This is a genomic window from Bradyrhizobium sp. SZCCHNS30572 (assembly GCF_032484415.1).
In the GTDB taxonomy this organism is placed as follows: Bacteria; Pseudomonadota; Alphaproteobacteria; order Rhizobiales; family Xanthobacteraceae; genus Bradyrhizobium.
This window is the reverse complement of sequence record NZ_JAUESY010000011.1, coordinates 140,509-162,794: the sequence shown is the minus strand read 5'-3', so window position 1 is coordinate 162,794 and position 22,286 is coordinate 140,509. Positions and strand designations below refer to the sequence as shown.

Here is a 22,286-nt window from a genome sequence, read left to right as displayed (position 1 = left end):
GGACGGCGCGGCTCGCCAAGAAGTCGTTTTGGCCCGGCCGATTCATGGGTTATTAAGAGGCGGAGCGGCAGTTCCTGCCGTCATGCGTTAACAGGTTGGTTCCGGTTCTGAAGCTCCGTTCGCTGCCGGCGATGCGTTGGACAGACGAAAGACTTCGAAAGGACGCGGTATTTGCCGGGGACAGAGATGCAGGCACTGACGTTCTTTTTTGCATTCGTGGCGGTGCTGGCGCTGATCGGCCTCGCCGCTTGGCTGGTCCGTCGATTCGCGGGCAATCGTCTCGGGACCAACCCGAATCGCGGCCGCATGCCCCGGCTTGCCGTGATCGATGCCGCCGCCGTCGATGGCCGCCGCCGTCTCGTGCTCGTGCGCCGTGATAACATAGAGCATCTTCTGATGATCGGCGGGCCGACCGACATCGTGGTCGAATCCAATATCGTGCGGGCCATGCCGGCGCGCGAGCAATTGCCACAGCGGCCGGGCATCAGTGCCGAGCCGCCGGCGGCTCGCATCGCGCCGCTGCCGGATGCGCCATCCTGGGCCGACAACGAGCCGAAGACCGAGGCCGCCGAGCATGCCGAGTTGCAGATGCCGGAGTCGCCGCAGCGCCCGATGCGGCCGTCGTTCATCGATGAGGTTCGCCGCACGGCGCCGACTGCCGCAGAGCGGCGTGAGCCAGCACCGGCATTTCCGCCGGAACCACCGCTTCCTCCGCGCCGTCCCGACCCCCGCCAGGACCTCCGGGCGGACGTCCGTGGAGAACCGCGCGGCGGAGACGAAGCCCGCCTGGAGCCGCGCCCCGAGCGGGTGGCCCGCGGTGAACCAGTGATGCCGCGCCCGTTGCGCCCCGCCGAGCCGCAGCGTCAGGCCGAGGCGCAGCGCCCTTCCGAGGGGCCCCGGCTGCCGCCGGTGCGGAGCGCTGAGCGCGCAGCCGAGCGCGTCGAGCGCGCGGCGGCGCCGCCGCTGCCGCCGGTGGCCCAGATGCCGCCGCCCCCGCCCCCGGCTGCCCCGCCGCCCGCAGCGGCCGATTCGAGCGCCGAAGCCAATCTGGCCGAGATGGCGCAACGGCTCGAGGCCGCGCTGCGGCGTCCATCAGCCGATCCGTCGGCTGCTCCGGCCTCGGGTCCCCCGGCGCTCCGGGCGGCCGCGCGCAACGAGCCGCCTGCGGCGCAGGCCGCGCCGGTCAAGACCAGCTTCGAGAATCTGGAGGACGAGATGGCCTCGCTGCTCGGACGTCCGAAGTCGTCTCAGTGAGATCGCTGCTTCCCCCGCGTAGAGTTGTCTTCACCGCTGTTCTGACTGCCGCCGGTTTACTGGCGGGACGTGCTGCTGCGCAGGACATCAGCATCAATCTCGGCGCCGGCGGTGGCGGCGTCACCGAACGCGCGGTCCAACTGATCGCGCTGCTCACGGTGTTGTCGATCGCGCCGTCGATCCTGATCATGATGACGTCGTTCACGCGCATCGTCGTCGTGCTGTCGCTGCTGCGCACGGCGATGGGCACAGCGACCGCGCCGCCCAACTCGGTCATCATCGCGCTCGCGATGTTCCTCACGGCGTTCGTGATGGGCCCGGTGCTGCAGAAATCCTATGATGACGGCATCCGGCCCCTGGTGGAGAACCAGATCGGCGTCGAGGACGCGCTGCAGCGCGCCTCGGTGCCGCTGCGCGGCTTCATGCAGAAGAACGTGCGCGAGAAGGACCTGAAGCTGTTCATGGACCTCTCCGGCGAGCCGCCGCCGGCGACGCCCGACGACCTGTCGCTGCGCATCCTGGTGCCGGCTTTCATGATCTCCGAGCTCAAGCGCGCCTTCGAGATCGGTTTCCTGCTGTTCCTGCCCTTCCTGATCATCGACCTCGTGGTCGCGTCGGTCTTGATGTCGATGGGCATGATGATGCTGCCGCCGGTCGTGGTGTCGCTGCCGTTCAAGCTGATCTTCTTCGTGCTGGTCGACGGCTGGTCGCTGGTGGCCGGCAGCCTGGTGCAGAGCTACGGCGGGTAGGTTTCACCTCTCGGTGTGAGCGAAAGCCAGTCGGTCGTGACTTTCCATTGACACGTGCCCTCGATCAGTTCGCCCGGATTGGGCTTGCGACGGGGCGCGATGTGGGGGAGCCGCGCAACTCGATGCGAGCTCGCTGTATGATGTGCCAGCCACCGCTCGAACCAAGCGCGGCCATGATCGCCGCCACAATGAGATCCGGCCATGCCGTGCCGGTGCCGAACACACCGGCTGCGGCCGCGAGTACGGCGACGTTGCCGATCGCATCGTTCCGGGAGCAGATCCAGACCGACCTCATATTCGCGTCGCCGATCCGGAAGCGGTAGAGCATGAGGGCCACGCCCGCATTGGCGACAAGGGCGAGCATGCCGACGATCCCCATCGCCTTCGCCTCCGGGAGGGTGCCGGTCACTGCGTGCCAGACAGTGGAGGCAAGGACAAGGACGCCAAGCAGGACGAGCGACCAGCCCTTCAGAAGGGCGGCGCGCGCTCGCCAGCTCAGCGCCAGTCCCGCCACTCCGAGGCTGATCGCATAGTTGGCCGTATCACCGAGGAAGTCGATCGCGTCCGCCTGCAGCGAGGCCGACCCGGCCGCCACGCCTGCTGCGATCTCCGTCAAAAACATGGCTCCGTTGATAGCCAGCGCAATCCAGAGCGCACGACGCCAGCGGGGGCTGTCCAGTTCCCTCGGAGGGGAAGAGGAACAGCAGTCGTCATGACAACCAGGCATATCGTCGCCTCTTACAAGATGATGCGACGTCCTATATGGACCCTGTAGCCACTATAGGGTCAAGCCATGTCACGACTGACCATCGGCGACCTCGCGAAGCGGACCGGCACCAAAGTCGAAACGATCCGCTATTATGAGCGGATCGGTCTGCTACCTCTTCCGGCGAGAACCGAGGGCAATTACCGAGCTTATGACAACGACCAACTGGGGCGACTGAGCTTCATCCGGCGTGCCCGCGACTTGGGCTTCTCCATCGACCAGGTCCGTGACCTGCTGGACCTCGCCGATCAGCGAGACCGCTCGTGCGACGCGGTCGACGTCATCGCCGGCCAACACCTGGCAGAGATCGAACGCAAGATCGCGGACCTCGTGGCGCTGCGCGACGAGCTTGCCGATGTCATCGGGCGCTGCAAGCACGGCACCGTTGCCGACTGCCGCATCATCGAAGCGCTTGCGCCGCATCGCTCTGACTGAGCGAACGAGACAATGGCCGTTCCACCGGCGTCGCAAGGCAGTCTCGACCTTTCGTCTGGACGCGCGTCGGGCGGATTGCGGACAGCATCGCGATGAGCTCGGCTTCGGCCTGGTCGGCTCATCTGGTGGCTCTCCGGCGCCGCGTGCGGCGTTGAGATCAACGGCCGGCGATCGCCTGCTTGACGCCCTGGATGCGCGGCAAGGCGCCGGTCGCTTCCGGCGGGGCCTTCGCGGCATCCTTGCCGGCGTCCGGTCCTTTGCCGGTGGCATCGGGGAAGCGCGCCCGCATGTCGCGGAGGAAGCCGTCGAGCGTGTCGACACTCGCTGCCATCTTCGCGATCTGCGCGAATTCGGCGCTGGAGCCGCTCGCCGGCTTGCTGGCGACGTCGAACGCGATCTTGTCCGCCTCGCCGGTCATCAGCGGCGCATATTTCTCGCGGAAGCGGGCGAGGCCGATGGCGTCGTCGGCGAGCGCATAGCCGACCACGGCGCGCAGGATGTCGCCGCGCTCCGCCGGATTGAGCGGGCGAAAATCGCGCCAGCGATCGCCGTAGTAGAGCTCGATCTGCTCGGACGCCTCGCGCCAGCGCCGCGACGCCCAGTAGATGTCGGAGCGCAGCCGGATCGCCTCGCGGCCGCCGATGTTGCTGATGATGTCCAGCCCGAGGTCGTAACGACCGATGTCACTGTTGGCGCGCGCCTCCAAGAGCAGCCGCTGCTGGCGCAGCTCGCCGGCGAGATCGGCGATGCGGGTGGTGCGCAGCGCCTCGATGGCGCGGTCCGGCTTGCGGTTGGTGAGGTAGACCATGGCGAGACGCGCGGCGACCTGGGCGCGCGCCGCACCTTCGAGGCGGTGGTCGACCTGGTATTGCAGAAGTTCGGCGGCCTGGTCGAGCAGATCGATGCCGACCAGGCGGTCGGCGAGCTTGCGGATCATCTCGTCGCCGCGGCGGCCGATCGGAGTCAGCTCGCGAAATCCGTAGAAGATGCTGAGCGCATCGACCGGCGGAAGCTCGTCGGCCTTGCCGCTCAGGAACAACTGCGAGAACAGGCGGGAGGCTGCATCCTGGGCCTGCCGCGCCAAGTCGGAGTTGGGCATCAGGCGGGTGGCCTGGCGCGCGGCCTCGAGCGAGTCCGCGTAGCGCCCGGCCTCCTCGTAGAGCTGCGCCATCATCTGCAACGTCTGCACCTCGATGGCGTCGCCGCGCCAGATCGCCTGCAAGATCTCCAGCTCCTTCAACGCGTCGGGCGGCTTGATCTCGCCGCGCTTCTGCAGAAGCTTGATCTCCAGCAGCTTGGCCTCCGCGGCCGCCATGCGGTCGTCGGAATTGACGGCGAAGCGATAGTCGTCGAGCGCATCCTTCTCCTGCGCCATCGCCTCGGCGAGCCGGCCGCGCAGCACGGCGATGTCGGGCTTCATGTCCGCGGGCACGCCGATCACGTCGAGTTCGGCGCGCCGCTTCGCGGCGCCGGCGAAATCCTTGATCTCGAGCGCCGACTTCATCGCGTCAGCGATCACGACGCGCTGCAGGTCGAGCGGCAGCGAGGCGATGGCGAACTCGACGTTCTTCAGCTTCTCGCGCGCGTCCGCGAACTTGCCTTGCCGGGCGAAGGCGAGGCCCTTCCACATCTGGGAGTCGAAATTGTTCCCGATCGACGGCGTGGCGAGATCCTTGAGCCCCTGGTCCGGCCGGCCCATCAGGATGCTCGCCACCGCGTGGATCATCAGCATGGCGGTCTCGTCGGTGCGCGGGTCGGCGTCGGAGATCATCAGATTGGTGACACCGCGCGCTTCCGGATACATCGCTCGCGCCATGTAGAAGCGCGCCAGCGCCAGCCGCGCCTGCGCCCGCCGCTCCGGCTCGGCGTTGGCCGCGGCCTTGATCAGGAGATCCTCGCGCGGCACGAACGGCTGGGTCTGGTTCTGCTGCCATTCGTCGATGTCGAACATCGGCCTGACAGCGGTCGGCGCCCGCTCCGGCGAGAAGCCGATCGACGACAGCGTCAGCCCGCCCGGCCGGCCCAGGATCACCTTGTCGGGCGCGATCTCGACGGCGACGTCATCCGAATTCGGACGAACCGCGATGCCGTGGATGGAATCGAGCAGCGACAGATCGACGAAATCCTGGCGCTTGATGAAGCCGCGGATCGGCGGCGGCGCCGTCACGACCAGCAGCGTGTCGCCGGCATCCGGGTCGGTCACCCGGTGCAGCATGCCGGCTCCGGGATTGGCGAGCGGCACCATCACATTGGCAAGCGCGGGATCGGTGACGTTGCGCATCACCATCAGCGGCTGCTGATTGGCCTGGCCCTTGTCGGCGAACGACAGCATCCAGCTGCGCCCGCCGTCATCGCTGCCGAGCGAATGCATCTGCGGGCGGTTGAGCCGGATCCGGATGGCCTGCCCGTTCTCGAGCGACATCCTGTTGACCTCGCCGATGATGGCGCCGCCCTTGGCGCGGATGGGCTCGACGTCGACGGGCTTGGTCGAATCGAACACCATCCATACCGTATCGCCGCGGCGGAACAGCGCCGCCGGCGTGACCTGGCCGAAGCCGAAGGTGAGCCGCAGGCCCTCACTGTCGCGCAGGGCCTCCAGGGTGGCGGCTCCATTGGCTGCCTTCTCGGCCGGCTTGGTTTCGGCAGGCTTGGTTTCGGCAGACTTGGTCTCGACGGGCTTGGCGGCTTCGGCTTTGCCGGCCTCCGGCTTCATCGCCTCGGGCTTCGCTGGTTCGGATTTGGCGGCTTCGGATTTGACGGCTTCGGGCGCAGCAGCTTCAGGCTTGGCGGCCTCGGGCGCGGCTTCGGCCTTCGCGGCGGCGGGCGCGGCAACAGCCGCTGCCGACGGCGCCGGCTGGGCTGCGGGCTCGGTGGCCGGCGCCGCGACCGCAGGCGCCGGCTTGGTCTCCGCCTTCATCTCCTTGGCGATGGTGTCGGAGGTCGGCGGCACGATCTCGGGCTGCGCAGCCTGCTTGGGCTTGTCGCCATTGGGCTTGCTGCCGTTGGGTTTGTCGGCCGCGGCCGCCTTGGCGCCCGGCAGCGTGTCCGAGGAGACTGCGGAAACCTTCTTGTCCGGCTGCTGATAGGCGACGTCGATGTTGTAGTTCTTCTCCTCGCGGAAGGCGCGAACGTCGACCTCGCCGACCAGGCCGAGCTCGACGACGGTCCTGCTGCCGTCGATGCGCTGGTTGATCGCGGCGACGTTCGGCGGCGCGACGAGCTTGGCGTCGGCGAGATCGAAGGACAGCGGCGCGGTGAAGAACAGCGACAGCTTCTGGTCGTTGAGCACCGAGGAGATACCGACGCCGTCGGGGATCTCGAACACGAAGCGCACGAAGGTCGGCTGCACCAGCGCGCGCACGCGGATCGGCGGCCGCTTCTTCGATTCCGCCTCGGCGCGCTGCAGCCGCAGCGCCTTCTCGGCCGCGCGCGCGCGCTCGGCGAGCTCGCGCACGACCTCGGCCGGCAGCGGCGGCGGCGGGCCGGTCCAGCTGTCGGGCAACAGGTCGATGAAGACGCGTTCGCCCGCGGTCATGGTGTTGACGCGGACCTTGCGCGACAGCGACAACCGCAGCGCCGAGCCGTCGGGGTCGCCGCGGGCCGATGAGATATAGTCGGGCGCCGCATCCACCCAGCGGTCGATCGGAACGATGGCGGCGCGATCGAACCTGATCAGCAGAATCGAGCCGGCGGTGGTGACGTCGGCGCTGACGTCCTCGGCGAATTTCAGCACCAGCCGCGCATAGCCGTCCTGAGCCGACAGGCTCGCCTCGCCCGGCACCGGCGCAGCGCCTGCCGCGACCGTGGACAGCACCAGACCAATGACGATGGCCGACAGCAGGGCAAGGCCGGCGCGCGCCCGTGCGCGGGCCGTCGACCGCAATCCAATGGGAGTCGTGCGCGCCATGGTCACAAGCTTCCGGTTCGACATCCGCAACTTGACGGATACGCCTGCCCCGCCACGCCGGAAATCTAGGTGCCGGCGTTTAAGGGCGCATTAAACATGCGGCTCAATTGCTCTTCACAGGCACGATCTTGCCCTCGATCTTCGGCAGCTCGGCGCTGGTCTCGGGCCTGTCGGCGCCGGCCCGGCGCGCGAGCTCGACGGTGAGCCGCTCGGCGGCCTCCGGCGTCATCAGACCGAGAATGTCCGACATCTTGCGCGGGGCGATCTGCGAGGCGATCTCGATCAGCACCGACATCTCGAGCCGGTCGAACACCTTGGCGGCATCCTTCGGCTTCATGCCCTCGTACATCGTGACGATGCTCTTGAAGCGGGCGTTGTCGGCCTCGGTCTTGGCGGCCTGCGCGCCGGAAATGCGGCCCTCGATCGCCTTCATCTCCTCGGTCTTGGACTGGATGCGCTGCTCGGCGGCGCGCAACAGGCTCTCGCGGATGTCGATCTCGCGCGCGCGCGCGTCGAGCTCCTGGCGACGCGACTGCAGCCGCTCGAGGATCGCCTTCTCCGCCGGCGACACCTGCTGCTGGTTCTCCTCGGGCTTGATCACCACGCCCTCGGGCTTGGTGTCGGGAGCGGCGGGCTTGGGCGCCTCCTCCTTCTTCTCCTTCGGCGCGCCGTGCGTGGAGCCGGTGACGATGTCGTTGTCCTCGCGGCCCGGATAGCCCAGGTTCTCCTGGGCCCAGGACCGCTTGGTCGGGTGAGGGTCATAGTCGAAAACGTAGCCGCCATCGATCACGAGACCGGCCACCTTCAGGACCGCAAGGCAGGCCACCGCGATCAGGACGACGGGAATGACGCGGATGTTACGAAACGCATTCATGCGGCAAGGCCACCAGTCCTTCGACGTTCGGAGAATGCCTGGGCCGCGGCGGCAACCGCCTTGGCACTGGAGACGCGCACCGGCTCGGTCGTGATCGCCGGCACCGGCGCAGGCGCAGGGGCCGGCTCCGGCGCGGCTTCAGGCGAGGTGATGGGTCGCGCGGCGCTGGCGATGCGCGACAGCCGGCGCACCACGCCGTCGCTCTCGGCGAGCTGCTTGCGCAACTGGTCGGACATCTGCGTCGCGGCGGCGAGCTGATTGCCGAGATTGTCGTTGACGTCGCGCACCGCGAGCTTGAGGCCGCCGATCGCCCGCTCGGCGATCTCGGTCGCGGTGATCAGCTCCGCGATCACGGCCTTGAGCGAATGCTCGTCCGCCTTCAGCCGCTTGAGCCTGGAATTCAGCAGCATGCAATAGCCGATGGTCAGCACGAGAAGGACCGCCACCAGGCTTTCGATGATCAATCCGAGGGAGTGGTTCATTGGGCCTCCATCAACTTGTTCTGGCCTTCTGCGCCTTCGAACATCGCAAGCGTCGTATTCGGCTTGCGCAAATTCTTGGTGACACGGATCGCGACGCGGTCGCCGACCCGCCCCATCCGCCCCTCCGTCAGCATGGTGCTGCCGCAGCGGACCGCGACCAGCGCATCGGGACGGATGTCGAGCGGCAGGGTGTCGCCGACCTTCAGCTTCATGAGCTGCTTCAGCGGCACGTCGGCCTCGTAGAGCACGGCGTCGACGGCGATCTCGGCCTTGGCGATCTCGGTGGCGAAGTGGCCTTCCCAGACGGGATCGCGGCCGAACTTCTCACCCATGAACATCTGCAACAGCACCGGCCGGATCGGCTCGATCGTCGCGTAGGGCAGCAGCAGCTCGATGTTGCCGCCGCGGTCTTCCATGTCGATCCGCAGCTTCACCAGGATCGCGGCATTGGCGGGCCGGCTGATCGCGGCGAAACGCGGATTGGTCTCGAGCCGGTCGATGGTAAAGCGCACCGGCGACAGCGGCCGGAACGCCTGCTCGGCATCGCTCAGCACCACCTCGATCAGGCGCTTGACCAGGTTGGTCTCGATCGTCGTGTAGGGGCGACCCTCGACGCGGAGCTGGGTGTTGCCGCGGCGGCCGCCGAGCAGCACGTCGATGATCGAATAGATCAGGGTCGAGTCGACGGTGGCGAGCCCGAAATTCTCCCACTCCTCCGCCTTGAACACGCTGAGCACGGCGGGCAGCGGGATCGAGTTCATGTAGTCGCCGAAGCGCACCGAGGTGATGCGATCGAGCGAGACCTCGACGTTGTCGGAGGTGAAGTTGCGCAAGGACGTCGTCATCAGCCGCACCAGGCGGTCGAAGACGATTTCGAGCATCGGCAGACGCTCGTAGGAGACCATCGCCGAATCGATGATCGCGCGAATGCCGGAATGGTCGTCGAGACTGACCTCGCCGGCGGTGAAGCCGAGGAGATTGTCGATCTCCTCCTGCGACAGCACCCGCTCGCCGCCGTTCTTGGTGGCGCCGAAATCGCGGCTGCCGTCCTCGACCATCGCGGCCCATTGCAGGGCCATCGATTCGGTGAGTTCATTGGCTGCTGCGGCTTCCGCGGCCTCTGTGGGATCCTCCGAGTCGAGCGAGGCTTCCCATTGCGCGGCTATCGCATCCTGGTCGACTTGATCGTTGCCCGCCATGATCGTTGAGCTTCTTTGCCTTACTGGACCACGATTTCCTTGAACAACACCGCGTTGACCTGGTTGGGCGCCAGCGCGACGTTGACCCGCTTGGTGAGCTCCTCCTTGAGCCGGAACAGGCCCGCCGAGCCGTTGAGGTCGCTCGGCCGGAGCTCGCGCAAGTACGTCTGGAAGATGTCGGTGACGCGCGGCAGCGTCGGCTTGATCGACTCGACCTGCTTCTCCTCCTTCACCTCGAGCACGATCTTCACTTTCAGATATTGGACGCGGTCACCGGGATTGCCGACCAGGTTGACGAGAAGGTCCGGCACCTCGACGAAGGCCGGCGGCTTCGGCGGCGGCGCCGCCTCGGCGTGATGCTCGTCGTTCTTGTGGCTGAAGAAGAAGAAATAGGCCGCACCACCGACGCCGAGCAGCGCCAGCGCGCCGACGACCATGATGATCAGCTTGAGCTTGCTCTTCGGCGAGCCTGCTTGCTCCTCGCCTTCGCCTGCTCCGGCGTCGTTCTCGGCCATAGCTTTCGGATCCTTCCGGAAAATCGAGCCGATGCCGCCAGAAAGCTTAATGACGCGAAACCAACGCTCCCAGCGCATCTGCGCTTTGTTGAGTGAACGCTACGGTAACAATGGTTAACGGAAGCTTTCTTTTGCCGAGGCGGTGGGAAAATCTTGCCGGGCAATTATGGTTAGCGAGACGTTATTGCCGGGCGTTTCGGACGCCATCGAAACTCTAATTCATTGATAAGAATACGATTTTCATAGTGGCACGGCTTTCGCTGTACCCCTTGCGAACCCGCCGGCTTGGGAGAGCTGAACGGTTCGTTGAAGACCCGGTCGAGACCGCCTTGGGAGAGGTGCCGCGAACGGGATTCGTTAAGAGGGGAGATCGACCGGTGGAGAACGCGCTTCTCATCGGATTGTCGCGACAGATGGTGCTGGAGCGGCAACTCGACGTCGTTGCCAACAACGTCGCCAACGTCAACACCAACGGCTTCAAGGCCGATCAGCAGCTGTTCGAGGAGTATCTCTCCTCCGGCGCGCATGAAGACAATTTTCCGGGCGCCGCCCGCAGGGTGTCCTATGTCCAGGACCGCGGCACCTATCGCGACTTCTCGCAGGGCTCGATGCAGCGCACCGGCAACGCGCTCGACGTCGCCGTCACGGGCGACGGCTTCCTGACGGTGCAGACCGCGGCCGGCGAGCGCTACACCCGCGACGGCAATCTGCACATGAACAATCTCGGCCAGCTCGTCACCGCCGCCGGTGACCTGGTGCTCGGCACCGGCGGTCCGATCGTGTTTCAGCCGACCGACCACGACATCAACATCTCGCCCGACGGCACCGTGACGGTGGTCGAGGGCGTCAACCGCACCGACTCGATCCGCGGCAAGCTGCGCATCGTGAACTTCGCCGATCCGCAGGCCGCGCAGAAGCAGGGCAACAACCTCTACGCCGCCGCCGGCGGCGCCACCCCGCAGCAGGACACCAAGTCGACCGTGCAGCAGGGCTACATCGAGAAGTCGAACGTCAGCGCGGTCGGCGAGATGAGCAAGATGGTCGAAGTGATGCGCGCCTACACCCAGGTCGCCAACATGCTCCAGGTCCAGAGCGACCTGCGCAAGAACGCGATCGAGAAACTCGCCGACGTTCCGGCCTGACAGATCTTGAAGGAGACGTGACATGCAGGCGCTTCACACCGCTGCGACCGGAATGGCGGCACAGGAACTCAACGTTCAGGTGATCTCCAACAACATCGCCAACCTGCGCACCACCGGCTTCAAGAAGCAGACGGTGGCGTTCCAGGACCTGATCTACGAGCACATGCGCCGCGTCGGCGCGCAGTCGTCGGACCAGGGCACGATCCTGCCCGTCGGCATCGACATCGGCGGCGGCGTCAAGACCGTCGGCACGCCGCGCTCGATGACGCAGGGCACGCTGTCGCAGACCGGCAACGATCTCGACCTCGCGATCTCGGGCGAGGGCTTCTTCAAGGTGCTGATGCCCGACGGCACCTTCCAGTACACCCGCGACGGCACCTTCCAGATGGACAATCAGGGCCGCATCGTTACCGCCCAGGGCAACCCGGTGCAGCCGACCATCACGATCCCGCAGAACGCCTCGGGCATCACCGTCAACGCGCAGGGCCAGGTCTCGGTGACGCTGCCGGGCTCGACCACCTCGAACATCATCGGCCAGCTCCAGGTCACCCGCTTCATCAACAAGGCCGGCCTGCAGCCGGTCGGCAACAACCAGTTCACCGACACCCCCTCCTCCGGGCCGCCGCAGGACGGCGTCGCCAACCAGGATGGTCTCGGCAGCATCACCCAGGGCAGCCTGGAGCAGGCCAATGTCGACGTCGTCAGCGAGATGAGCGAGCTGATCGCCGCGCAGCGCGCCTACGAGATGAACGCCAAGGTCATCTCGGCCGCGGACCAGATGCTGCAGTCGACCACTGCGCTGTTCCGCTGAGGTTCGAAGGGAGATCGCCATCATGACCCGCACCGTCCGTCCCTTCCTGCTTGCGGCCGCCCTGCTCGCCTCGACTGCGCTATCGGCGCTGGCCGGCGAGGCCGACGACCAGATCAAGGCGCCCGTGCTGCGCTCCACCGTGAACGTCACCGGCGACATCGTTCGCGTCGGCGACCTGATCGACAATGCGGGCGTCGCGGCCAACATCGCCGTCTACCGCGCGCCCGACCTCGGCACGACCGGCGTGCTGCCGGCCGCGCAGGTGATCGCAACCCTGCGCACCCACCAGGTGATCGGCATCGAGGTCCGCGACATCAAGGAGGTCGCGGTCACGCGGCTGGCGCGCGCCGTCGACGCCAAGGAGATCAGCACGACGGTGGCCCAGGCGCTCGATCACCGCAACGGACTTGGCGATGCCGCCAACCTCAGCATCAGCTTCGACCAGCCGGTGCAGGACCTCAAATTCGAGGCCTCGACGTCGGGCACGCTGGCGCCGACCAGCGTCCGGTTCGACCCGCGCAGCGGCCGCTTCGACATCACCTTGGAGCTCGGCCATGCCAATGGCGCGAGCCCGACCAAGCTGCGCTACACCGGCACGGCGATCGAAACCGTCGAGGCCGTGGTGCTGACCCGCAACATCGACCGCAACGAGATGATCCGCTCAGGCGACCTGCAGACCGAGCGGCGGCCGCGTGCCGAGCTCGGCGGCGGCGACCCCGCCACGCGCGAGCTCGCAGTGGGCATGCAGATGCGCCGCCCGGCGCGCGCGGGCCAGGCGCTGAAGACCACCGACCTCGCCAAGCCCGACCTCGTGCAGCGCGACCAGGCGGTCACGCTGATCTTCCAGACCGCCGGCATCTATCTCACCACGCGCGGCAAGGCGCTGGAGTCGGGCACCGAAGGCGACGTCGTCAGCGTGCTCAATCTGCAGTCCAAGCGCACCGTGACGGGCCGCGTCTCGGGTCGCGGCCAGGTCTCCGTCGACATCGCCGTCGCCAAGCCGGCGCAGACCTCCGAAGCCGACATCGCCGCACCCGTCGCCGTCGCCAGCCGCCTTCCCACCTCCGCCACCCCGAAAGCCGAGTAAGTTTCATGTCGAAGTTCAAGTTTGATGATCGGGGCGTCTCGAGCCTGCGCCGGGTCGCGCTGATCTCGGTTTCCTTCGCGGTGCTGTCGATCGCCGGCGGATGCTCCTCGATCGACCGTCTCAGCCAGATTGGCGAGCGGCCGAAGCTGACGGAGATCGACAATCCGACCACGCAGCCGGGCTACAAGCCGGTGCAGATGCCGATGCCGAAGCCCGAAACCGTGTCCTACGCGCCGAACTCGCTGTGGCGCAACGGCTCGCGCGCCTTCTTTAAGGACCAGCGCGCCCGTCAGGTCGGCGACCTCCTGACCGTCACGGTCAGCATCTCCGACAAGGCCAATTTCGCCAACGAGACCCAGCGCAGCCGCACCAACAAGGAGGATTCGGGCATCACCGACTTCATCGGCGCGAAGACGCTCGGCGTGCAGGCGCAGAAGGTGCTGCCCGGCCGCATCCTGACTGCCGACGGCACCTCGTCCTCGGACGGCAAGGGCACGATCCAGCGGTCGGAGTCCTTGACCACCAGCGTCGCCGCGGTCGTGACGCAGGTGCTGCCGAACGGCAACCTCGTCGTCGAAGGCAAGCAGGAGATCCGGGTCAACTACGAGATCCGCGAGCTGATCGTGGCCGGCATCGTGCGGCCCGAGGACATCCAGAGCGACAACACCATCGACTCCACCAAGATCGCCCAGGCCCGCATCTCCTACGGCGGCCGCGGCCAGATCTCCGACATCCAGCAGCCGCGCTACGGCCAGCAGGTGATGGATATCCTGCTGCCGTTCTGAGGCAAACCTCAGCATCAATGACCGGGCGGAGCCCGCCCGGTCGCTCAGGAAGCCGCCCATGCGATGACCTCGCAAGGCGCAAATCGAAACGAGGACCAGGACACACGACCGAAATCCCTCCCAGCGCGGGAGGGTCGGACAAGGGATGGCCGAGCGCGATATGGGTCACGGCGCATGACCCCCGCAGCCGCCGCCCTTCTCTGAAAACGAGCTCCCACATTGCCCAATGCGAACCTAGGCGCGGCGGGTGATGTATACGCGGCCTCCGGTAGCTCCCCTGCCGGAGGCCGCGTTCGTTTTGGCTGTCACACCCGAGCTGACAGACCCCAGCTCAAGACGTTCCGGCCCTACCTCGGCTCACCCGAACGTCGCCTCGACCACACCGAGGCCGTCCAGCTCCATCCGTACCCGGTCGCCGGCCTTGAGCCAGATCGTCTTGACCAGGCTGCCGGTCAGGACGAGCTGCCCGGCCTCGAGCCCGTCACCACTGGCGGCGAGATGATTTGCAAGCCAGGCCAGCGCATGGACAGGATGTCCCAGCACATCCGCGCCAGTGCCCTCGCCGACCAAGGTGCCGTTGACGATGGCACGGCCCTGCACCGCGGCCAAGTCCGCTATGGCAGCGCGTGGGAGCGCCGGGCCGAGGACACAGCCGGCAGCAAAGAAATCGTCGGCGACGAGCGTCGGCGCGCCCAGCGTCTGCCATTGCACATAACGGTCGTCGACGATCTCGATCGCCGCGTGACAGTCGCCGATCGCCTCGACGACACGATCCATGGTGAACGGCGCGTCCAACGGCAGCAGGTCGTGCTTGAGCCGCACGGCGATCTCGCATTCGACGCCCACGCGGACGAAGTCGGCCGTGCGCAGTTCGACACCTGTCTGGTGAATACCGGACGCGAACACTCCGCCGGAACAGGGATGCGGAATGCCAAGATAGTCCTGCATCACCTTGCTGGTGCAGCCGATCTTGTAGCCGGCGAAGTCATCGGCCTGTTCGGCGAGCAGCCAATGGACTTCGCGCTGGATCTCATAGCCGGCAGCTTCATCCTTCGGCTGAAGCTGAGCCGGAAGAGCCCCCAAGGGCGCCCGTTGCTTGCGGGCATCTACGATCAGTCGCGCAGCGGAAAGTATCTCGTCTGCTCCCATGGCCCTTCAACTCCCTTGGCCCGCGGTCCGAACCGGCATCGCAGGATCTATGGTGAACGGATTGTTTATAAACGAGTTTTGGGCTCCCATCTCAGCTTCATCAACAATTTGAGACGACGCGGCCACAGCGCAAGCGGCTCGTTCAACCGATTTCACGTCTCACGATGCCGAGTTCGAGCAGACTTTCCGCAGCGGCGACGATCGCGTCCTCGTTGGAGCGCGAACTCCAGCCGCGCAGCGTTTCGCGCACCGGCGCTCAGCTCGCCTCCGTTGCGGCCACCGAACTCTCGCCAGGCGTCTTGAGCCAGGGCAGCTCGAACTGGCAGGTCAGCCCGCTCTCGGCAAACGTCCGCTGCAGATGCCTGACCGTGCGGGTCAGCAGCCGGCTGCCGAAGCCGACCACTGGCGGCTCCGTTGCCGGCGGGCCACCGCTTTCCTGCCAGCGAACATGCAGCGCGTCCTGCGCCAACGACCAGCTGACATCGACGTGGCCGTCGGGCGTGGTGAGCGCGCCATATTTGCTGGCGTTGCAGGCCATCTCGTGGATGACGAGAGCCAGCTGCGTCGTCAGCTCGACCGGAACCAGGATGGCGGGGCCGCTGGTGGCGAGTTGATCCGGTGTGCTGGCGAACGGCACGACCTGACTCCTGATGAGGGCGGCGAGATCGGCGCCCTGCCAGTCGTTCTCGGCAAGGCTCGTGTGCGCCGTCGCCAGCGCATGCAGGCGCGACGTGAAATCGCGGACCTTGGCGTCGTGCCGCGGCAGCAGCTGATGCGCCAGCGATTGCACCACGGCAAGGCTGTTCTTGACGCGATGGGCCAGCTCATGCACGAGCAGTTCGCGCTTGCGGTCGGCTTCCTTCGCGGCCGTGACGTCGATGTTGACGCCGATCATGTACGGATCGCCGCCGCCCTCGCCACCCAACATGCGGGCGCGCGCCTCGATCCAGCGGATCGAGCCGTCGGGCAGCGGCACCCGCCATTCCGAATCGAGCTCCCCGGTTGTCAGCGCCTGCTTGTTGTCCCGGTCGGCACGCGCCTGGTCCTCGGGATGCACCAGCGCCAGCCAGGCGTCATAGGTCCCGGGGAACGTGCCCGGCGCAAGTCCATAGAGCTCTTCGATCTCATCGGACCAGTGGCTGGCGCCGGATCTGCCGTCCCAGGTAAAGGTGCCAAGCCGTCCGTATTTCGCGGCGAGTTTGAGCTGCCCGGCCGTGCGCGACGCATCGTCCCTGGCTTGGGCGAGCATCCCGAAATTCTCCTGGATGACGCGTGCACTCTCCGCCTGCGCCTTTTCGGCCGCAGCTAGTCGGGCGTTGAGCGCCCGGACCTCCGGGGGATCGGAGGGCGCGGCCTCGCCGGGGATGGCGCGCTTGACGGCGATGCTTTCGAGCGGCCGGGCGATGCTTCGGCCGATGCCGGCCGCCAGCAGCAGCGCCAGGGCACAGATCGTCGTCGCCGCGATGGTTGCGGTCTGCACCGTCGAGGAGATCGCCTGGGCGAAAGCCGCCTGCTTGATGCCGACCCCGACAGTCCAGTCGCTCAGTTGGGGACGCGCATTGGCGTTGATGATCCGATCACCCTCGATCGACGGAAACTCCGCGATCCCCTCAGCCTTGGCAGTCGCCCGCCATCCGGCCGACGCCGGCTGCCCGGTCGAGGTGGCGTTCTTCGGGATGCGCGAAATGTAGCGGCCCTGGCCGTCCATGATGCCGACCAGCCAGTCGGCCGGCAGCTGCTGCTGGGCCAGCAGCCGGGTGTAGTTCGCGGCTGGCATGGCAATCGAAAGGCAGCGGAACGGCTTGCCGTCCTTGAAGACGGGGACATCGACGGTCGCCACCCACGCGCCGGAATTGGGACCGGTGAAGATGTCGGAGATCGACGGCCTTCCGGACTGAAAAGCGCGCTCCTGCGAGCCCCAGCCTTCGGGCGCGCGCTCGCCGAGCGGCTTGCCCGGCGTCGCCCCGGTGTTGAGCAGGATGCGGCCGCTCGCGTCCGACACGATGATCCAGCCTTCGCCGCTGACCGCACCGACGCGGCGCGCCTCCGCCTCGAAGTTGCTGAGATCGGCGGCACTGAGATCCGGAGACTTGCCCAGCACCTCGGCGAGCGCGATGTAGCGCCGCAATTCGGCGTCGACGGCACCGGAGATCGTCTGCGCGGCATAGGACAGGCCGCGCCGGATCGAGGCGTCGGCGGATTGCGCCATCGATACGATGACATAGGCGATCAGCCCGACGCAGGGCAGGAACAGAATGCCGGCCAGGAGAAGGAGGCGCCCCTTGATGCTCAAGGCGCCATAGGAACGCTGCATCGTTGCCAGCGCGCCCCTGGCTATGTCCGGCTCGCCCATGATTCCCCGCGGCGTTCCGAGATGGAACCGCCGATAATTCAGCAGCGGCGAAAAAGTTCCGGACGCTTGGAAAACAACAGCGCTAGCGGTCGTGCCGGCATTGCCGGCCCGCAGACCGCTCAGGTGACGAGTCGACCTCGCGCACACCGGCGCCGTCTCAGCAACAGACGCTGCGGCCGCACCAGGCAAGCGGCCGCAATCCCCGCTCGTTCAGGTCAATGTCGCGACCTACTCGTCGCGATAGACCTTTTCACGCTTCTCGTGGCGTTCCTGCGCCTCCACCGACAGCGTCGCAATGGGACGGGCCTCGAGCCGCTTCAGCGAAATCGGCTCGCCGGTCTCCTCGCAATAACCGTAGGTGTTGTCCTCGATGCGCTGGAGCGCCGCGTCGATCTTGGAGATCAGCTTGCGCTGGCGATCACGGGCGCGAAGCTCGATCGCCCGATCGGTCTCCGACGACGCGCGGTCGGCGAGGTCCGGATGGTTCACGTTCTCCTCCTGCAGAGCCTGCAGGGTGAGCTTCGATTCGCGCAGGATCTCCTCCTTCCATGCCAGCAGCTTGGCGCGGAAATAGTCGCGCTGGCGTTCGTTCATGAAAGGCTCTTTTTCGGAAGGTTTGTAGTTCTTCAACTTTTCCAAGGTCAGCCCATCTGTACGTGCTGGCGCCGGTTTCGGCACCGGCGGACGGAATACGCCCGTTCGCGGCCGCGTTATATAGCGGCCTCATGTGACAGACAATATTTCCATCGGCACGGGCGCCCCGCCGTTCGGGCCGTTGCACAGGCAAATTCGGCCCCAGCCGGCGGGACGCCGTGGACGGCCTCAGTAACCGACCGTGAAACGAGCCCGCCGGTGGGCTGGACGCTCGATTTCGTCGGCCATCGCGACCGCGAAGTCCTCGAAGGTGATGAAGCTCTTGCCGTCGGCATCGACCAGCAGCTGATCCGTTCCGAGCCGGAACTTGCCCGTCCGGGGGCCGAAATCGATCATTGCAGAGGGCGACAGGAAGGTCCAATCGAGCTCCTTCTCCTGGCGCAGGCGGTCGAGGAACGCGGCGCCCTTCTCCGCTTCGGCCTTGTAGGCGGCCGGAAAGCCGGGCGTCGTCACCAGCCGCACACCCGGCGCGACCTCGAGCGAGCCGGCGCCGCCGACCACGAGGTAACGCGATACGCCGGAGTCCTTGGCCGCCCCGATCAGGGTCTCGACATCGCTGGCCGAGAAATGGATCGCGCTGATCGCGACGTCATGGCCGGCCCAGAGTTTCGCCAGCGCGGCGCGGTCGTTGGCGTCACCCCGCACCGCCGTGACGTTGGCGTGCTTCTCGATCTTGTCCGGGTTGCGGGCGATGCCGGTGACCTGGTGGCCGCGGCTGGCCAGCTCGGCGGTGATGCGGGACCCGGCACGGCCGGAGGCGCCGGCGACGGCGATCTTCATGGGGAAACTCCTATGTTCGAGATCACGAGGTCGGATCCGAGGTCTGGACGAAGCCGCCTCGGTATCCGATAGTGACTAGATAGCGGAACGAATGCTGGTGTTAAGAGCGCACTTTAAGATCACCTGGTCACGCCGGAGTAACCGATGAGAGCCGCGAACGTCTATTCGGCCGACTGCCCAACGCGACAGATCCTGGATCGCGTCGGCGACAAATGGGCCGTGCTGATCCTGATCCTGCTGCGCAACGAACCCTTGCGCTTCAATCAGTTGCGGCGGTCGATCGAAGGGATTTCGCAGAAGATGCTGTCCCAGGTGCTGAAGAGCCTGGAGCGCGACGGCCTGGTGCGGCGGCGCGCGATCGCGACCGTCCCGGTCACCGTCGAGTATTCGATCACGCCGCTCGGGCTGACGCTCGCCGCCGCGGTCGATCCGCTGCGCGACTGGGCCGAGCGTCATCTCAAGGAGGTCACCGCCGCGCAGCGCCGCTACGACGCGCAGCAGCCGTCGAAGGCGGCTTGAACGCGCGAAGCGTCTCAGCTCCGCCCGGCCTTGGCGAGCTCGACCTCGACGCGAAGCTCGATCTCGGAGAGGATCGCATCCAGTCCCGGGTCGCCCGAGGTCTGCTTCAGGTCGGCCGCGGCATCGCGAAGCCGCAGCGCCATCGCAGTGTCGAGCTTGCCGGACAGCAGCGTCAGCTTGAGATCATCGAGCACGTCGAGCGCGCGCTTGCCGCGCTGGACCGAGCGCTTGCGGCGCTCCGCCGGCTCCTCCTCGATGCCCTGCAGCGCCAGCAGCGCATCGATGTTCGCCGTCTGCTTCGGCGCGAGGGTCGCGCGCGTGTCCTGCGTGGTGCCGACGTCAGGCAGCTTGAAGCCGCTCGACGAGGTCTTCCGCGTGGAGCTGGTCGACGAGCCCAGGGTCGTGCCGTTCGGTCCGTAGATGCGCATCGATGGCTCCCGCAAGCTTCGCGTGTCGAGCGGGAGATTGGCTCCGCCGTGGTTAACGGTGCGTAAACGGCCCGGCAAATTCTGCCGGGGCGGCAGCTTCGTTCCCCCGGAGTAACCCTGGATCGCGACAAAGCTTCGAGTCCATTTCACACTCTTTCAATGAGTTAGCCCGGAGCATCGCTGTGGCACGGCCCTCGCATAGTTAATGCCGATCATGCGGTCATGGGAGTGGCCGAGTGATCACTTGAAGAGTTCGAGGGGAGCATAGGATGCGACGCGTCCGAACTACGCGCCTGTTTCAGGTCGCCTGCGCCGCGGTGCTGGCGCTGGCATCTACCGTCATGTCTGCGAATGCGACCTCGCGGATCAAGGATCTCGCCAATATCGAGGGCGTGCGCCAGAACCAGCTGATCGGCTACGGCCTCGTGGTCGGCCTCAACGGCACCGGCGACACGCTGAACAACATCCCGTTCACCAAGCAGTCGCTGCAGGCGATGCTCGAGCGCATGGGCGTCAACATCCGCGGCGCCACCATCCGCACCGGCAACGTCGCCGCTGTCATGGTCACCGGAAACCTGCCGCCATTCGCCACGCAAGGCACGCGCATGGACGTGACGGTCTCCGCGCTCGGCGACGCCAAGAACCTGCAGGGCGGCACCCTGCTCGTCACCCCGCTGCTCGGCGCCGACGGCAACGTCTATGCGGTGGCGCAAGGCTCGCTCGCGATCTCCGGTTTCCAGGCCGAGGGCGAGGCCGCCAAGATCGTGCGCGGCGTGCCGACGGTCGGCCGCATCGCCAACGGCGCCATCATCGAGCGCGAGATCGAGTTCGCGCTGAACCGGCTGCCCAACGTGCGGCTTGCGCTGCGCAACGCCGACTTCACCACCGCCAAGCGCATCGCGGCCGCGGTCAATGATTTCCTCGGCGTCAAGACTGCCGAGCCGATCGATCCGTCGACGGTGCAGCTGAGCATCCCGCCGGAGTTCAAGGGCAACGTCGTCGCCTTGCTGACCGAGATCGAGCAGTTGCAGGTCGACCCGGATCTCGCCGCCAAGATCGTCATCGACGAGCGCTCCGGCATCATCGTGATGGGTCGCGACGTGCGTGTGGCGACCGTCGCCGTGGCCCAGGGCAACCTCACCGTCACGATCTCCGAAAGTCCGCAGGTCAGCCAGCCCAATCCGCTGTCGCGCGGCCGCACCGTGGTCACGCCGCGCACCAGCGTCGGCGTCACCGAGGAAGGCAAGAAGTTCGCGGTCGTCAGGGACGGCGTGTCATTGCAGCAACTGGTCGACGGCCTCAACGGCCTCGGCATCGGCCCCCGCGACCTGATCAGCATCTTGCAGGCCATCAAGGCGGCCGGCGCGATCGAAGCCGACATCGAGGTGATGTGATGGCGACGTCCTTCATCGACTCCTATCATGGCCGCGTCGCTCTCAGCATGCCGACGGCCGCGGCCGTCACCGCGCCGCGCACCGATCTCGATCTCGCGGCGGCTCTGACCAAGGTCTCGCCCAAGGCACAGGCCAGGGCCAAGGCGACGGCAACCGACTTCGAAGCCATGTTCCTCAACAGCATGTTCTCGCAGATGACCAGCGGCGTGAAGGGCGAAGGTCCGTTCGGCGACACGCCGGGCACCGGCGTCTGGCGCTCGATGCTGACGGAGCAATATTCCAAGAACTTCGCCAAGGCCGGCGGCGTCGGCATCTCAAACGACGTCTTCCGCACTCTCATCCTGCAACAGGCCGGCAGCAGCTCCGGCGCCAACGGCAAAGCGTAGATGTTCGCGTGACGAGCGCGTGGGCGGCAAACGCTCACGCCGAAGGGAGTTATGAAATGACCGCACAGGGACAAGCGAAGAAGACGACCTACACGGCCGCCACCAGCGCCGCAGAGGCACGCGCGCTCGCCGACGAGATGGTGAGCGTCATGAGCGAGCTGATCGCGGTCATCGAGCAGGAGACCGAACTGGTCCGCGCCGGCAAGCTGCGCGAAGGCATGGCGTTCGGCCCCAAGAAGACCGAGCTGTCCCGCCACTACGTCACGACCGTGGGCCGCCTCAAGGCGAGCCAGAATTTCATGAAGCAGACCGCGCCGGAGCTGCTCGCCACCCTGCATCGTCACCACGACACCTTTCGCGCCATGCTGCAGGTGAACCTGACCGTGCTGGCGACGGCGCACGCGATCTCGGAAAAGATCGTGCGCGGCGTCAATGCCGAGGTTCAGCGCAAGAACATTCCCAGCACCTATACCGCCGGCGGCCGCCGCGCCGCCCCGGGCGCACGGCACCTCACCCCGCTCGCCGTCAGCCGGACGCTCTGAGCCTTACCGCCAGCCCCTATCTGCATCGCCGCGCCGCCTCGAGGGCCGCGCGGCCGCCGCCGTTTAACGCCCGGA

22 protein-coding genes are annotated in these 22,286 nt (G+C 66.7%); 11 read left to right on the top strand and 11 right to left on the bottom strand.

What is annotated here, in order from left to right:
• Positions 1-186 precede the first annotated feature (186 nt).
• Both QX048_RS29745 and fliP read left to right on the top strand, forming a co-directional pair.
• Complete coding sequence (locus tag QX048_RS29745) at positions 187-1,254, top strand: flagellar biosynthetic protein FliO (RefSeq protein WP_315828141.1); 1,068 nt, start codon at positions 187-189, stop codon at positions 1,252-1,254.
• The gene (fliP, locus tag QX048_RS29740; protein ID WP_315716020.1) at positions 1,251-2,003 is read left to right on the top strand and encodes a flagellar type III secretion system pore protein FliP; all 753 of its coding nucleotides are present in this window, start codon (positions 1,251-1,253) and stop codon (positions 2,001-2,003) included. Before QX048_RS29745 ends, fliP begins: the two co-directional genes overlap by 4 nt.
• 64 nt (positions 2,004-2,067) lie before the next feature.
• On the opposite strand, the gene QX048_RS29735 is transcribed toward fliP, so the two are convergent.
• A complete protein-coding gene (locus QX048_RS29735; protein ID WP_315828142.1) occupies positions 2,068-2,730 on the bottom strand; it encodes a cation transporter in 663 nt (220 codons plus the stop codon).
• A gap of 66 nt (positions 2,731-2,796) precedes the next feature.
• Here QX048_RS29735 and QX048_RS29730 point away from each other — a divergent pair, with 66 nt between their 5' ends.
• A complete protein-coding gene (locus QX048_RS29730) occupies positions 2,797-3,204 on the top strand; it encodes a helix-turn-helix domain-containing protein (protein ID WP_315716019.1) in 408 nt (135 codons plus the stop codon).
• Positions 3,205-3,361: 157 nt separating this feature from the next.
• Here the strand turns inward: QX048_RS29730 and QX048_RS29725 are convergent, their stop codons facing one another.
• The 5 genes from QX048_RS29725 to fliL all read right to left on the bottom strand — a co-directional run bounded on the left by QX048_RS29725 (position 3,362) and on the right by fliL (position 10,181).
• Entirely contained in the window at positions 3,362-7,111 is a 3,750-nt protein-coding gene (locus tag QX048_RS29725) for a tetratricopeptide repeat protein (protein ID WP_315828143.1), read from the bottom strand.
• 103 nt (positions 7,112-7,214) lie between these two features.
• The gene (locus QX048_RS29720) at positions 7,215-7,985 is read right to left on the bottom strand and encodes a flagellar protein FlbB (RefSeq protein WP_315716017.1); all 771 of its coding nucleotides are present in this window, start codon (positions 7,983-7,985) and stop codon (positions 7,215-7,217) included.
• Positions 7,982-8,467, bottom strand: coding sequence for a DUF6468 domain-containing protein (locus QX048_RS29715; protein WP_315753139.1), 486 nt, complete (start codon positions 8,465-8,467; stop codon positions 7,982-7,984). Before QX048_RS29715 ends, QX048_RS29720 begins: the two co-directional genes overlap by 4 nt.
• Complete coding sequence (gene fliM / locus QX048_RS29710) at positions 8,464-9,666, bottom strand: flagellar motor switch protein FliM (protein WP_315716015.1); 1,203 nt, start codon at positions 9,664-9,666, stop codon at positions 8,464-8,466. Before fliM ends, QX048_RS29715 begins: the two co-directional genes overlap by 4 nt.
• A 20-nt stretch (positions 9,667-9,686) precedes the next feature.
• Positions 9,687-10,181 (bottom strand): flagellar basal body-associated protein FliL, encoded by a 495-nt coding sequence (fliL, locus tag QX048_RS29705; protein WP_315716014.1) that lies wholly within the window; start codon positions 10,179-10,181, stop codon positions 9,687-9,689.
• A gap of 377 nt (positions 10,182-10,558) precedes the next feature.
• Between fliL and flgF the strand changes: the two genes are divergently transcribed.
• From flgF to flgH, 4 genes are read left to right on the top strand one after another with little or no spacing between them, the layout of a single operon-like run.
• On the top strand, positions 10,559-11,323 hold the full coding sequence (gene flgF / locus QX048_RS29700; RefSeq protein ID WP_315828144.1) for a flagellar basal-body rod protein FlgF: 765 nt from the start codon (positions 10,559-10,561) through the stop codon (positions 11,321-11,323).
• A 22-nt stretch (positions 11,324-11,345) separates the two neighbouring features.
• A complete protein-coding gene (flgG, locus tag QX048_RS29695) occupies positions 11,346-12,134 on the top strand; it encodes a flagellar basal-body rod protein FlgG (RefSeq protein WP_315716012.1) in 789 nt (262 codons plus the stop codon).
• 19 nt (positions 12,135-12,153) lie between these two features.
• On the top strand, positions 12,154-13,221 hold the full coding sequence (flgA, locus tag QX048_RS29690; protein ID WP_315828214.1) for a flagellar basal body P-ring formation chaperone FlgA: 1,068 nt from the start codon (positions 12,154-12,156) through the stop codon (positions 13,219-13,221).
• A 5-nt stretch (positions 13,222-13,226) separates the two neighbouring features.
• Positions 13,227-14,006 (top strand): flagellar basal body L-ring protein FlgH, encoded by a 780-nt coding sequence (gene flgH / locus QX048_RS29685; RefSeq protein WP_315828145.1) that lies wholly within the window; start codon positions 13,227-13,229, stop codon positions 14,004-14,006.
• Positions 14,007-14,363: 357 nt separating this feature from the next.
• Here the strand turns inward: flgH and QX048_RS29680 are convergent, their stop codons facing one another.
• The 4 genes from QX048_RS29680 to QX048_RS29665 form a co-directional block, all read right to left on the bottom strand.
• A complete protein-coding gene (locus QX048_RS29680; RefSeq protein ID WP_315828146.1) occupies positions 14,364-15,155 on the bottom strand; it encodes a 2-keto-4-pentenoate hydratase in 792 nt (263 codons plus the stop codon).
• A 256-nt stretch (positions 15,156-15,411) separates the two neighbouring features.
• Complete coding sequence (locus tag QX048_RS29675; protein WP_316194700.1) at positions 15,412-17,508, bottom strand: sensor histidine kinase; 2,097 nt, start codon at positions 17,506-17,508, stop codon at positions 15,412-15,414.
• 228 nt (positions 17,509-17,736) lie between these two features.
• A complete protein-coding gene (gene dksA / locus QX048_RS29670; protein WP_170323279.1) occupies positions 17,737-18,102 on the bottom strand; it encodes an RNA polymerase-binding protein DksA in 366 nt (121 codons plus the stop codon).
• Between the two features lie 228 nt (positions 18,103-18,330).
• Positions 18,331-18,942, bottom strand: a complete 612-nt coding sequence (locus QX048_RS29665) for an NAD(P)-dependent oxidoreductase (RefSeq protein ID WP_315828148.1) — start codon at positions 18,940-18,942, stop codon at positions 18,331-18,333.
• Between the two features lie 144 nt (positions 18,943-19,086).
• Between QX048_RS29665 and QX048_RS29660 the strand changes: the two genes are divergently transcribed.
• On the top strand, positions 19,087-19,461 hold the full coding sequence (locus QX048_RS29660; protein WP_315716006.1) for a helix-turn-helix domain-containing protein: 375 nt from the start codon (positions 19,087-19,089) through the stop codon (positions 19,459-19,461).
• A 14-nt stretch (positions 19,462-19,475) separates the two neighbouring features.
• On the opposite strand, the gene QX048_RS29655 is transcribed toward QX048_RS29660, so the two are convergent.
• Complete coding sequence (locus tag QX048_RS29655) at positions 19,476-19,889, bottom strand: flagellar assembly protein FliX (protein WP_315738785.1); 414 nt, start codon at positions 19,887-19,889, stop codon at positions 19,476-19,478.
• Between the two features lie 269 nt (positions 19,890-20,158).
• Between QX048_RS29655 and QX048_RS29650 the strand changes: the two genes are divergently transcribed.
• From QX048_RS29650 to QX048_RS29640, 3 genes are read left to right on the top strand one after another with little or no spacing between them, the layout of a single operon-like run.
• Positions 20,159-21,283: a flagellar basal body P-ring protein FlgI gene (locus QX048_RS29650; RefSeq protein ID WP_315828149.1), complete on the top strand. Its 1,125-nt coding sequence runs from the start codon at positions 20,159-20,161 to the stop codon at positions 21,281-21,283.
• Positions 21,283-21,669 carry a flagellar assembly peptidoglycan hydrolase FlgJ gene (flgJ, locus tag QX048_RS29645; RefSeq protein ID WP_315716003.1) on the top strand — a complete coding sequence of 129 codons (387 nt, stop codon included), beginning with the start codon at positions 21,283-21,285 and terminating at the stop codon, positions 21,667-21,669. Before QX048_RS29650 ends, flgJ begins: the two co-directional genes overlap by 1 nt.
• A 56-nt stretch (positions 21,670-21,725) precedes the next feature.
• Complete coding sequence (locus tag QX048_RS29640; RefSeq protein ID WP_315716002.1) at positions 21,726-22,211, top strand: hypothetical protein; 486 nt, start codon at positions 21,726-21,728, stop codon at positions 22,209-22,211.
• The last annotated feature ends 75 nt before the right edge of the window (positions 22,212-22,286 follow it).

What these genes read in the sequence shown, in the direction of transcription:
- QX048_RS29655 (WP_315738785.1), bottom strand. Translation starts at nt 19,889, where the DNA reads ATGCGCATCTACGGACCGAACGGCACGACCCTGGGCTCGTCGACCAGC.
- QX048_RS29640 (WP_315716002.1), top strand. Translation starts at nt 21,726, where the DNA reads ATGACCGCACAGGGACAAGCGAAGAAGACGACCTACACGGCCGCCACC.
- flgG (WP_315716012.1), top strand. Translation starts at nt 11,346, where the DNA reads ATGCAGGCGCTTCACACCGCTGCGACCGGAATGGCGGCACAGGAACTC.
- QX048_RS29725 (WP_315828143.1), bottom strand. Translation starts at nt 7,111, where the DNA reads ATGGCGCGCACGACTCCCATTGGATTGCGGTCGACGGCCCGCGCACGG.
- QX048_RS29660 (WP_315716006.1), top strand. Translation starts at nt 19,087, where the DNA reads ATGAGAGCCGCGAACGTCTATTCGGCCGACTGCCCAACGCGACAGATC.
- QX048_RS29680 (WP_315828146.1), bottom strand. Translation starts at nt 15,155, where the DNA reads ATGGGAGCAGACGAGATACTTTCCGCTGCGCGACTGATCGTAGATGCC.
- QX048_RS29730 (WP_315716019.1), top strand. Translation starts at nt 2,797, where the DNA reads ATGTCACGACTGACCATCGGCGACCTCGCGAAGCGGACCGGCACCAAA.
- QX048_RS29665 (WP_315828148.1), bottom strand. Translation starts at nt 18,942, where the DNA reads ATGAAGATCGCCGTCGCCGGCGCCTCCGGCCGTGCCGGGTCCCGCATC.
- QX048_RS29650 (WP_315828149.1), top strand. Translation starts at nt 20,159, where the DNA reads ATGCGACGCGTCCGAACTACGCGCCTGTTTCAGGTCGCCTGCGCCGCG.
- QX048_RS29715 (WP_315753139.1), bottom strand. Translation starts at nt 8,467, where the DNA reads ATGAACCACTCCCTCGGATTGATCATCGAAAGCCTGGTGGCGGTCCTT.
- flgH (WP_315828145.1), top strand. Translation starts at nt 13,227, where the DNA reads ATGTCGAAGTTCAAGTTTGATGATCGGGGCGTCTCGAGCCTGCGCCGG.
- fliL (WP_315716014.1), bottom strand. Translation starts at nt 10,181, where the DNA reads ATGGCCGAGAACGACGCCGGAGCAGGCGAAGGCGAGGAGCAAGCAGGC.
- flgJ (WP_315716003.1), top strand. Translation starts at nt 21,283, where the DNA reads ATGGCGACGTCCTTCATCGACTCCTATCATGGCCGCGTCGCTCTCAGC.
- QX048_RS29735 (WP_315828142.1), bottom strand. Translation starts at nt 2,730, where the DNA reads ATGCCTGGTTGTCATGACGACTGCTGTTCCTCTTCCCCTCCGAGGGAA.
- QX048_RS29720 (WP_315716017.1), bottom strand. Translation starts at nt 7,985, where the DNA reads ATGAATGCGTTTCGTAACATCCGCGTCATTCCCGTCGTCCTGATCGCG.
- QX048_RS29745 (WP_315828141.1), top strand. Translation starts at nt 187, where the DNA reads ATGCAGGCACTGACGTTCTTTTTTGCATTCGTGGCGGTGCTGGCGCTG.
- dksA (WP_170323279.1), bottom strand. Translation starts at nt 18,102, where the DNA reads ATGAACGAACGCCAGCGCGACTATTTCCGCGCCAAGCTGCTGGCATGG.
- QX048_RS29675 (WP_316194700.1), bottom strand. Translation starts at nt 17,508, where the DNA reads ATGGGCGAGCCGGACATAGCCAGGGGCGCGCTGGCAACGATGCAGCGT.
- fliM (WP_315716015.1), bottom strand. Translation starts at nt 9,666, where the DNA reads ATGGCGGGCAACGATCAAGTCGACCAGGATGCGATAGCCGCGCAATGG.